The sequence below is a fragment of the Pseudomonas meliae genome (assembly GCF_001400515.1).
Taxonomy (GTDB): Bacteria; Pseudomonadota; Gammaproteobacteria; order Pseudomonadales; family Pseudomonadaceae; genus Aquipseudomonas; species Aquipseudomonas amygdali.
Map to the genome: position 1 here is coordinate 33,323 of NZ_LJQT01000464.1, position 9,179 is coordinate 42,501.

Annotated in this window: 9 protein-coding genes and 1 tRNA gene; all 10 read left to right on the forward strand. The window is 59.4% G+C overall.

Features of this window, described 5'->3' with window-relative positions; all coding sequences use genetic code 11:
• Positions 1–16 precede the first annotated feature (16 nt).
• The 10 genes from truA (at position 17) to ALO64_RS21440 (ending at position 9,095) form a co-directional block, all read left to right on the forward strand.
• Positions 17–817, forward strand: a complete 801-nt coding sequence (gene truA, locus ALO64_RS21395) for a tRNA pseudouridine(38-40) synthase TruA (protein ID WP_057443421.1) — start codon at positions 17–19, stop codon at positions 815–817.
• Between the two features lie 61 nt (positions 818–878).
• Positions 879–1,499: a phosphoribosylanthranilate isomerase gene (locus tag ALO64_RS21400; protein WP_005733906.1), complete on the forward strand. Its 621-nt coding sequence runs from the start codon at positions 879–881 to the stop codon at positions 1,497–1,499.
• Positions 1,500–1,748: 249 nt separating this feature from the next.
• Positions 1,749–2,669 (forward strand): acetyl-CoA carboxylase, carboxyltransferase subunit beta, encoded by a 921-nt coding sequence (accD, locus tag ALO64_RS21405; RefSeq protein WP_002552709.1) that lies wholly within the window; start codon positions 1,749–1,751, stop codon positions 2,667–2,669.
• Positions 2,666–3,970: a bifunctional tetrahydrofolate synthase/dihydrofolate synthase gene (gene folC / locus ALO64_RS21410; RefSeq protein ID WP_044343535.1), complete on the forward strand. Its 1,305-nt coding sequence runs from the start codon at positions 2,666–2,668 to the stop codon at positions 3,968–3,970. Before accD ends, folC begins: the two co-directional genes overlap by 4 nt.
• Positions 3,954–4,595 (forward strand): SPOR domain-containing protein, encoded by a 642-nt coding sequence (locus ALO64_RS21415; RefSeq protein WP_044343536.1) that lies wholly within the window; start codon positions 3,954–3,956, stop codon positions 4,593–4,595. Before folC ends, ALO64_RS21415 begins: the two co-directional genes overlap by 17 nt.
• 118 nt (positions 4,596–4,713) lie before the next feature.
• Positions 4,714–5,301 (forward strand): CvpA family protein, encoded by a 588-nt coding sequence (locus tag ALO64_RS21420; RefSeq protein WP_002552712.1) that lies wholly within the window; start codon positions 4,714–4,716, stop codon positions 5,299–5,301.
• A gap of 12 nt (positions 5,302–5,313) precedes the next feature.
• A complete protein-coding gene (gene purF / locus ALO64_RS21425; RefSeq protein ID WP_003347797.1) occupies positions 5,314–6,822 on the forward strand; it encodes an amidophosphoribosyltransferase in 1,509 nt (502 codons plus the stop codon).
• 21 nt (positions 6,823–6,843) lie between these two features.
• Positions 6,844–8,055 carry an O-succinylhomoserine sulfhydrylase gene (locus ALO64_RS21430; RefSeq protein WP_054991797.1) on the forward strand — a complete coding sequence of 404 codons (1,212 nt, stop codon included), beginning with the start codon at positions 6,844–6,846 and terminating at the stop codon, positions 8,053–8,055.
• The gene (locus ALO64_RS21435) at positions 8,052–8,870 is read left to right on the forward strand and encodes an SDR family oxidoreductase (RefSeq protein ID WP_044343538.1); all 819 of its coding nucleotides are present in this window, start codon (positions 8,052–8,054) and stop codon (positions 8,868–8,870) included. The genes ALO64_RS21430 and ALO64_RS21435 overlap by 4 nt, the downstream gene beginning before the upstream one ends.
• Positions 8,871–9,019: 149 nt before the next feature.
• Positions 9,020–9,095 (forward strand) — tRNA-Val (locus ALO64_RS21440).
• Positions 9,096–9,179 lie beyond the last annotated feature (84 nt).

Genomic DNA, 9,179 nt, shown 5'->3' on the forward strand with positions numbered 1-9,179 from the left:
TGAGGGTTTTTCCCGAATCGCGCTGGGCGTTGAATACAAGGGCTCGCGCTATTGCGGCTGGCAACGTCAGGCATCCGGTGTGCTGACCGTGCAGGAAACTCTTGAAGACGCTTTGTCAAAAGTGGCTGCATCACCGGTATCACTGATGTGTGCCGGCCGCACAGATGCTGGCGTGCATGCCTGCGGGCAGGTGGTGCATTTCGATACGCAGGCCGAGCGCACCATGAAGGCCTGGGTCATGGGCGCAAATATCAATCTGCCCCATGACGTCAGCGTAACCTGGGCCCGGGTCATGCCCGCTACGTTTCATGCCCGCTTCAAGGCCATTGCCCGTCGTTATCGCTACGTGATCTACAACGATCAGATTCGCCCGGCGCACCTGAATCAGGAAATTACCTGGAATCATCGCCCACTGGATGTAGAGCGGATGGCACTGGCAGCCGAGTATCTGGTCGGTACTCACGACTTCAGCGCTTTCCGCGCCGGCCAGTGTCAGGCCAAGTCGCCAGTCAAGCAGTTGCACCACCTGCGCGTGACGCGTCACGGCAAGATGATCGTGATCGACGTGCGCGCCAATGCCTTCCTGCACCATATGGTGCGCAACATCGCCGGTGTTCTGATGACCATCGGTACTGGAGAGCGCCCGGTTGAGTGGGCGCGGGATGTGCTGGAAAGCCGGGTTCGGCGTACCGGTGGTGTGACGGCCCATCCTTATGGTCTGTACCTTGTTCAGGTCGAGTACCGTGATGAATTTCCGCTGCCCGAGCGTTTTGTAGGTCCGCATTTTCTTACGGGCTTTGCAGAACTGGACGGCTGACGACCCGAGCAGCATTTGCTAACATCCGGGACTTTCCGAAAGGTCTGAGGTTGCTCACTATATGTCAGCCGTTCGCAGCAAGATCTGCGGGATTACCCGCATAGAGGATGCTCTGGCTGCAGCCGAGGCAGGAGCCGATGCAATTGGCCTGGTGTTCTACCCGAAAAGTCCGCGTGCAGTAACAGTGCTGCAGGCTCGCGCTATCATTGCCGCGTTGCCGCCGTTCATTACCACTGTCGGCCTGTTCGTCAACGCCAGCCGCTGCGAACTCAACGAGACGCTGGATGCGGTTGCGCTGGACATGCTGCAGTTTCATGGCGATGAAACACCTGATGAATGCGATGGTTATCATCGCCCCTACATCAAGGCTTTGCGGGTCAAGGCGGGTGATGACATCGCTCAGGTTTGCCGTACCTATCGCAATGCGCGAGGCGTGCTGCTCGACACCTATGTAGAGGGTGTTCCTGGCGGCACCGGAGAAACCTTCGATTGGGCGCTGATTCCGGACGATCTGGATAAACCGGTCATTCTGGCGGGCGGGCTGACGTCGGCGAATGTGGCACAGGCCATTGCTCAGGTTCGGCCCTACGCCGTGGATGTCAGCGGCGGTGTCGAAAAGAGCAGGGGCATCAAGGATCGGGAAAAGATCCTTGCGTTCATGAGTGCGGTGCATGGCACCTGATGTGACGGTTACCGGTCGGCCGCCGTCCATAAGCCTGTCCCTGCCACGAGGCATGCGGGTCGAATCAAGTAAGCGGTGGTGCCAGAGTGCAACGCCGTCGTTGTGAAAAATCGGGGTGAGGGATGTGCAGGTCTGGCTTGGGTCGATCGCTATCCTTCATCATCGTCCATACACGAATTTATCCGAGGGCATGCGACTGGCGCGTGATCGCCAGCCGTTCGAGCCACACCGGTACTGGAGATATAAAGCATGAGCAACTGGTTGGTAGACAAACTGATCCCATCGATCATGCGTTCCGAGGTCAAGAAGAGCTCGGTTCCCGAAGGCCTCTGGCACAAATGCCCGTCCTGTGAGGCGGTGCTGTATCGCCCTGAGCTGGAAAAGACCCTGGACGTCTGCCCCAAGTGCAACCACCACATGCGTATCGGCGCGCGTGCCCGCCTGAACATTTTTCTGGATGTCGAAGGCCGCGAAGAGCTGGGTGCCGATCTTGAGCCGGTCGACCGTCTGAAATTCCGTGACGGCAAGAAATACAAGGACCGCCTGACCGCTGCGCAGAAGCAGACCGGTGAAATGGATGCGCTGATTTCCATGAGCGGCACCCTGCTGGGCATGCCGGTGGTGGCGTCAGCATTCGAGTTCTCGTTCATGGGCGGTTCTATGGGCGCCATCGTCGGCGAGCGTTTCGTGCGCGCCGCCAACTACGCCCTGGAAAATCGTTGCCCGATGATCTGCTTCGCCGCTTCCGGCGGTGCGCGCATGCAGGAAGCACTGATCTCGCTTATGCAGATGGCCAAGACATCGGCCGTTCTGGCACGTCTTCGCGAAGAAGGCCTGCCCTTTATCTCGGTGTTGACGGACCCGGTCTACGGCGGCGTTTCCGCCAGTCTGGCCATGCTGGGCGATGTCATCGTTGCCGAGCCCAAGGCGCTGATCGGTTTCGCCGGTCCTCGCGTGATCGAGCAAACCGTTCGCGAGAAGCTGCCAGAGGGCTTCCAGCGTAGCGAGTTCCTGCTGGATCACGGTGCTATCGACATGATCATCTCGCGTAGCGAGCTTCGTCCGCGTCTGGGTAACCTGCTGGCGCAGATGATGAACCTGCCGACGCCTCGTTTTGTAGCGCCGGTCATCGAGCCTATCGTCGTTCCACCGGCACCGGCCACGATATGACCTCTACATCCCTGAGCGACTGGCTTGCTTACCTGGAGCAACTGCATCCATCCGCCATCGACATGGGGCTGGATCGTTCTCGGCAGGTAGCGCAGCAGTTGGGGCTGACGCGTCCGGCTCCCAGGGTGATTACGGTGACGGGCACCAACGGCAAGGGGTCAACCTGTGCCTTTGTCGCTGCCTTGTTGCAGGCTCAGGACTTGAAAGTCGGTGTCTACAGCTCCCCACATTTGATTCGCTATAACGAGCGGGTGAAAGTGCAGGGTGTCGAGGCAACCGACCTGGAGTTATGCGATGCGTTCGCGGCGGTTGAAGCGGCGCGTGGTGATGTAACCCTGACTTATTTCGAAATGGGCACGCTGGCGGCATTCTGGCTGTTCGAACAGGCCCGGCTGGATGCGGTCGTTCTGGAGGTCGGTCTGGGTGGTCGCCTGGATGCGGTAAATCTTGTTGATGCGGATTTCGCGCTTGTCACCAGTATCGGTGTTGATCATGCCGAGTATCTGGGTAACACCCGTGAGTCGGTCGCCTTCGAAAAGGCCGGAATCTTTCGTGCCGGTTGCCCAGCGTTGTGCGGCGATCCGGAACCACCCGAGCCGCTGCTGGCCAAGGCTCGTGAGTTGGGTTGCCCGCTGCTGATGCGTGGTCGTGATTTCGACCTCTCGATAGGCAAGGACAGTTGGGACTGGCGTGGTGTTGCTCACGGCGAACAGGTCGAACTGCGCGGTCTGCCACTGCTGGACCTGCCTATGCAGAACGCAGCGTTGGCACTTCAGGCGTTTGCCTTGCTGGGGTACCCGCTGCAAACGGATGCAGTAGGGCAGGTTCTGGCGCAGACCCGGCTCGCCGGTCGTCTTGATCGCAGAACTGTCAGCTGGCAAGGCAAGCGGCTCAATCTGCTTCTCGATGTGGGTCACAACCCCCATGCGGCGCAATTTCTGGAGCAATGCCTTGCGCGCCAGCCGGTTGTCGGCAAGCGTCGCGCCGTATTTGGCCTGTTGAACGACAAGGACCTCGAGGGTGTGGTCGCGCATCTGGTGCCGGTCATCGATGAGTGGGCCGTTGCGCCGCTTCCTACCTCGCGCAGCCGACCGGCAGAAGAGTTGCATTCGGCCTTGCAGAACCTTGGCGCCTGCGTGACGTCCTATCAGAGTGTTGCGTTGGCGCTGGAAGCTCAGTGCGCGCACGCCACGCCCGATGACGAGATTCTGCTGTTCGGATCATTTTACTGTGTTGCCGAGGCCCTGGAATGGGTGGCCCGGTACACCGATGAGGACGCTGCAAATGGCTTTGCTGGATAACGTATTCAAGCAGCGAATGGTTGGAGCACTGGTGCTGATCGCTGTGGCGGTCATCTTCTTGCCCATGCTCTTCACGCGGGAAGATGAAACGCGTCAGGTGCAGGTCGATGCACCGTCCGCACCCCAGGCACCTGCGGCTTCGCATATCCGGGTCGACCCGGTGCCTGTTCCGGAGCCTCAGGCCCTGCCTCAGGAGCCTGTGCCCAACGACGATGACATGAGCAGCAGCCAGCCGCCTTCCATGCCGATCGCACCTGCCCCAACCACACCGGCCACACCTCCGGTTGCCAGCGCCCCGGCCCCGAAGCCTGCTGCCAAGCCGGCCCCGGCAGCCCCTGCGGCACCCGCCAAGCCAGCAGCATCTGCTGGCGTCGATGCCAACGGGCTGTCGATCAGCTGGTCGGTTCAACTGGCAAGCATGTCCAACCGTGCCAACGCCGACAACCTGCAAAAGACCCTGCGAACTCAAGGCTACAATGCTTACATTCGCACTGCCGATGGCGTTAATCGGGTATTTGTCGGCCCGCTTATCGAGCGTGCCGAAGCTGATCGTCTGCGCGATCAGCTCGACAAACAGCAAAAGCTCAAAGGTATTGTGGTGCGCTTTCAGCCTGAGCGGGGCTGACCGTTCGGCACCTCGTGCCCTTGCGTTAAAGGAAAATGCCTCGCGCCGGTAATCGCTGCTTACCGGCAGGCGGGCGCTCTGCTAAAATGCGCCGCCTTATCCGTCTGCAGGCTGCAACGTGCCATTTACTCCGGTTGACTGGGCAATTCTGGGAATTGTCGCCATCTCCGCCCTGATCAGTCTGAAGCGCGGCTTCGTAAAAGAAGCACTGTCGTTGACGACGTGGATCATTGCAGGCGTTGTGGCCTGGATGTTTGGCGCGGGGCTGTCGCAGTATCTGGTCAATTACATAGAAACACCTTCGGCACGCGTGATTGCGAGCTGCACCATTCTTTTTGTCGCCACCTTGCTGGTAGGCGCCATGGTCAACTTTCTGATAGGCGAGCTGATTCGCGTCACCGGGCTTTCCGGGACCGATCGTTTTCTCGGCATGGTCTTCGGCGCAGCACGCGGAGGCCTGCTTGTCGTTGTGGCGGTAGGGCTGTTGAGCCTGGGGCCGGTGCAACAGGATCAATGGTGGCAGCAGTCCAGGCTGGTGCCGCAATTTCTCATGGTCGCTGACTGGTCGAAAAACCTGATTCTAGGGATGTCCAGCAAGTGGCTCGCCAGCGGCATCAGCGTACCCGCTGATCTGCCGTTCAAGGAACAGATCCTGCCGTCTACAATGCCGCAGGATGTGCTCGGTAAATCCAGTTCCACTAAGTAGGGGTTGTGTCGCATGTGTGGCATCGTCGGTATCGTCGGCAAGTCGAACGTCAATCAGGCGCTGTATGACGCGCTTACCGTCCTCCAGCACCGCGGCCAGGACGCTGCCGGTATCGTAACCAGCCACGATGGCCGGTTATTCCTGCGCAAGGACAACGGATTGGTGCGTGATGTGTTTCATCAACGTCATATGCAGCGCTTGGTCGGGCATATGGGCATCGGTCATGTGCGCTATCCAACGGCGGGCAGCTCGACGTCTGCAGAGGCCCAGCCGTTCTACGTCAACTCGCCTTATGGCATCACGTTGGCGCACAACGGCAACCTCACCAACGTCGAACAACTGGCCAAGGAGATTTACGAATCCGACCTGCGCCATGTGAACACCAATTCCGATTCGGAAGTGCTGCTCAACGTTTTCGCCCATGAGCTGGCCGTGCGTGGCAAGTTGCAGCCGACCGAAGAGGATATCTTCGCCGCAGTGACCGACGTGCATAATCGCTGCCGTGGCGGCTATGCGGTCGTGGCAATGATCACCGGCTACGGCATTGTCGGCTTCCGTGACCCGGACGCCATTCGTCCTATCGTGTTTGGCCAGCGTCATACCGACGAAGGCGTCGAATACATGATCGCGTCGGAAAGCGTGTCGCTGGACGTGCTCGGCTTTACCCTGATTCGCGACCTGGCACCGGGCGAAGCGGTCTACATCACTGAAGATGGCAAGCTGCATACCCGTCAGTGTGCGGCCAACCCCAAGTATGCGCCGTGCATCTTCGAACACGTTTATCTGGCACGTCCTGACTCGATCATCGACGGCATTTCGGTCTACAAGGCGCGTTTGCGCATGGGCGAGAAGCTGGCCGACAAGATCCTGCGCGAGCGTCCGGATCACGATATCGATGTGGTCATCCCGATTCCGGACACCAGCCGTACCGCTGCGCTGGAGCTGGCCAATCATCTGGGCGTCAAGTTCCGCGAAGGTTTCGTCAAGAACCGCTACATCGGCCGGACCTTCATCATGCCGGGCCAGGCTGCGCGCAAGAAATCCGTACGCCAGAAGCTCAACGCCATCGAGCTGGAGTTCCGTGGCAAGAACGTGATGCTGGTGGATGACTCCATCGTGCGCGGCACGACCTGCAAGCAGATCATCCAGATGGCCCGTGAAGCCGGTGCCAAGAATGTCTACTTCTGTTCTGCAGCCCCGGCTGTGCGCTACCCCAACGTCTACGGCATCGACATGCCGAGTGCTCACGAGCTGATTGCCCACAACCGCACCACTCAGGACGTGGCCGACCTCATCGGTGCCGACTGGCTGGTTTATCAGGATCTGAATGACCTGATCGAAGCGGTCAGCGGCAGCAAGAAAATCAAGATCGACAACTTCGATTGCTCGGTTTTCGATGGCAAGTACGTGACCGGTGACATCGACGAGCATTATCTGAACAGGATCGAGAGCGCGCGTAACGACGCCTCCAAGATCAAGACTCAGGCCGTGAGCGCGATCATCGATCTGTACAACAACTAAATTGGACAAGGAGTGGGCGGCATGACTCAGGAATGGGATGCAGGTCGGCTGGATAGCGACCTTGAAGGTGTGGGTTTCGATACCCTTGCCGTACGTGCCGGGCAACACCGCACCCCGGAAGGTGAGCATGGCGATCCCATGTTCTTTACCTCCAGCTATGTCTTTCGCACGGCTGCCGATGCGGCCGCGCGTTTTGCTGGCGAGGTGCCCGGCAACGTCTACTCGCGTGATACCAACCCGACCGTGCGCTCTTTTGAAGAGCGCATCGCCGCGCTGGAAGGTGCCGAACAGGCCGTCGCTACGGCCACCGGCATGGCGGCGACCCTGGCGGTCGTGATGAGCCTGTGCAGTGCCGGTGATCATGTGCTGGTGTCGCGCAGCGTCTTTGGCTCGACCATCAGCCTGTTCGACAAGTACTTCAAACGCTTTGGCATTGAGGTGGATTACGTTCCGCTCGCAGAGCTGAGTGGCTGGGACGCGGCCATCAAGCCCAACACCAAAATGCTGTTTGTCGAGTCGCCGTCCAATCCATTGGCCGAGCTGGTGGACATCGCTGCATTGGCTGAAATCGCTCACGCCAAGGGTGCGATGCTGATCGTCGACAACTGTTTCTGCACGCCGGCCTTGCAGCAGCCGCTGTTGCTGGGTGCTGATATTGTCGTGCATTCGGCTACCAAGTTCATCGACGGCCAGGGTCGTTGCATGGGCGGTGTGGTTGCCGGCCGCAGCGAGCAGATGAAGGAAGTGGTGGGTTTCCTGCGCACCGCCGGGCCGACACTCAGCCCGTTTAACGCGTGGATCTTCCTCAAGGGCCTGGAAACCCTGAACCTGCGGATGCGCGCTCATTGTGCCAATGCCCAGGCGCTGGCCGAGTGGCTTGAGCAGCAGGACGGTATCGAAAAGGTCCACTACGCCGGACTCAAGAGTCATCCGCAGCATGAGCTGGCACAGCGTCAGCAAAAGGGTTTTGGCGCGGTGGTAAGTTTCGAAGTCAAGGGTGGCAAGGATGGCGCATGGCGCTTCATCGATGCCACGCGGCTGATTTCGATCACCGCCAACCTGGGCGACAGCAAAACCACGATCACTCACCCGAGCACTACGTCTCATGGTCGTTTGGCACCTCAGGAGCGTGAGGCAGCGGGTATTCGGGACAGCCTGATACGGGTTGCAGTGGGCCTGGAAGATGTGACGGACCTGCAAGCCGACCTGGTTCGTGGTCTGGCGGCATTGTGAACGACAAGTCCGGTAACAAAAACAGTGGCGAGACGGGCGAAGAGTGGGCGTTGAAATTTGCCAGCACCCACAACGGCCGTGTTGCTCTGGTGACAGGTGCCGCGCGCGGCATCGGGCTGGGTATCGCGGCGTGGCTGATTGCCAAGGGCTGGCAAGTGGTGCTGACCGATCTGGATCGTGCAAGGGGCTTCAAAGTGGCGGGTGCACTGGGTGAAAATGCCCTGTTCATTGCCATGGACGTTGCCAGTGAAGAGCAGGTCGCGGCAGGTGTGGCCGAGGTGCTCAGGCAGTTTGGCCGTCTCGATGCGCTGGTGTGCAACGCCGCGATTGCCGATCCGCACAACACTACGCTGGAAAGCCTTGAGCTGTCGCACTGGAACCGTGTACTGGCAGTCAACCTCGGCGGTCCGATGCTGCTCGCAAAGCATTGCGCGCCTTACCTGCGTGCGCACTGTGGCAGCATCGTCAACCTTACCTCTACTCGCTCCCGCCAGTCCGAGGCCGATACCGAAGCTTATGCGGCCAGCAAGGGCGGCCTGATGGCGCTGACGCACGCGCTGGCAATCAGTCTGGGGCCGGAGATACGTGTAAACGCCGTCAGTCCCGGCTGGATTGATGCGCGCGACCCCTCGTTGCGCAAGGCCGAGCCGTTGTCCGAGACCGATCACGCCCAGCATCCTGCCGGCAGGGTAGGGACGGTAGAAGATGTGGCCGCGATGGTTGCGTGGTTGTTGTCCAGAAACGCCGGTTTTGTGACCGGGCAGGAATTTGTGGTCGACGGCGGCATGACTCGCAAGATGGTCTACGCCGAATAGTTTCGTGCAGTCTGCCAACATTGACTCTTTGTTGTGCTTTTGATGTGTGGTAGCGGTTTTGCGATTGAGCCTGTTTTTTAAAAAACTTCAATCAGGCTATTGACTTAGGTTCGTTAGGTGCGTAAATTTCGCGGCCTCAACGAAGCAAAGGGTGATTAGCTCAGCTGGGAGAGCAGCTGCCTTACAAGCAGCGGGTCGGCGGTTCGATCCCGTCATCACCCACCATCGTTGAGTTTGAAAGCTGAAGTACGAGGGCTTTCAAAGTATCAAAAGGACGCAAGTCCACAATGCGCAGCGGTAGTTCAGTCG

Excerpts from the sequence above, each read along its gene's own strand:
- ALO64_RS21430 (WP_054991797.1), top strand. The coding sequence starts at position 6,844 with ATGACTCAGGAATGGGATGCAGGTCGGCTGGATAGCGACCTTGAAGGT.
- accD (WP_002552709.1), top strand. The coding sequence starts at position 1,749 with ATGAGCAACTGGTTGGTAGACAAACTGATCCCATCGATCATGCGTTCC.
- folC (WP_044343535.1), top strand. The coding sequence starts at position 2,666 with ATGACCTCTACATCCCTGAGCGACTGGCTTGCTTACCTGGAGCAACTG.
- ALO64_RS21415 (WP_044343536.1), top strand. The coding sequence starts at position 3,954 with ATGGCTTTGCTGGATAACGTATTCAAGCAGCGAATGGTTGGAGCACTG.
- purF (WP_003347797.1), top strand. The coding sequence starts at position 5,314 with ATGTGTGGCATCGTCGGTATCGTCGGCAAGTCGAACGTCAATCAGGCG.
- ALO64_RS21400 (WP_005733906.1), top strand. The coding sequence starts at position 879 with ATGTCAGCCGTTCGCAGCAAGATCTGCGGGATTACCCGCATAGAGGAT.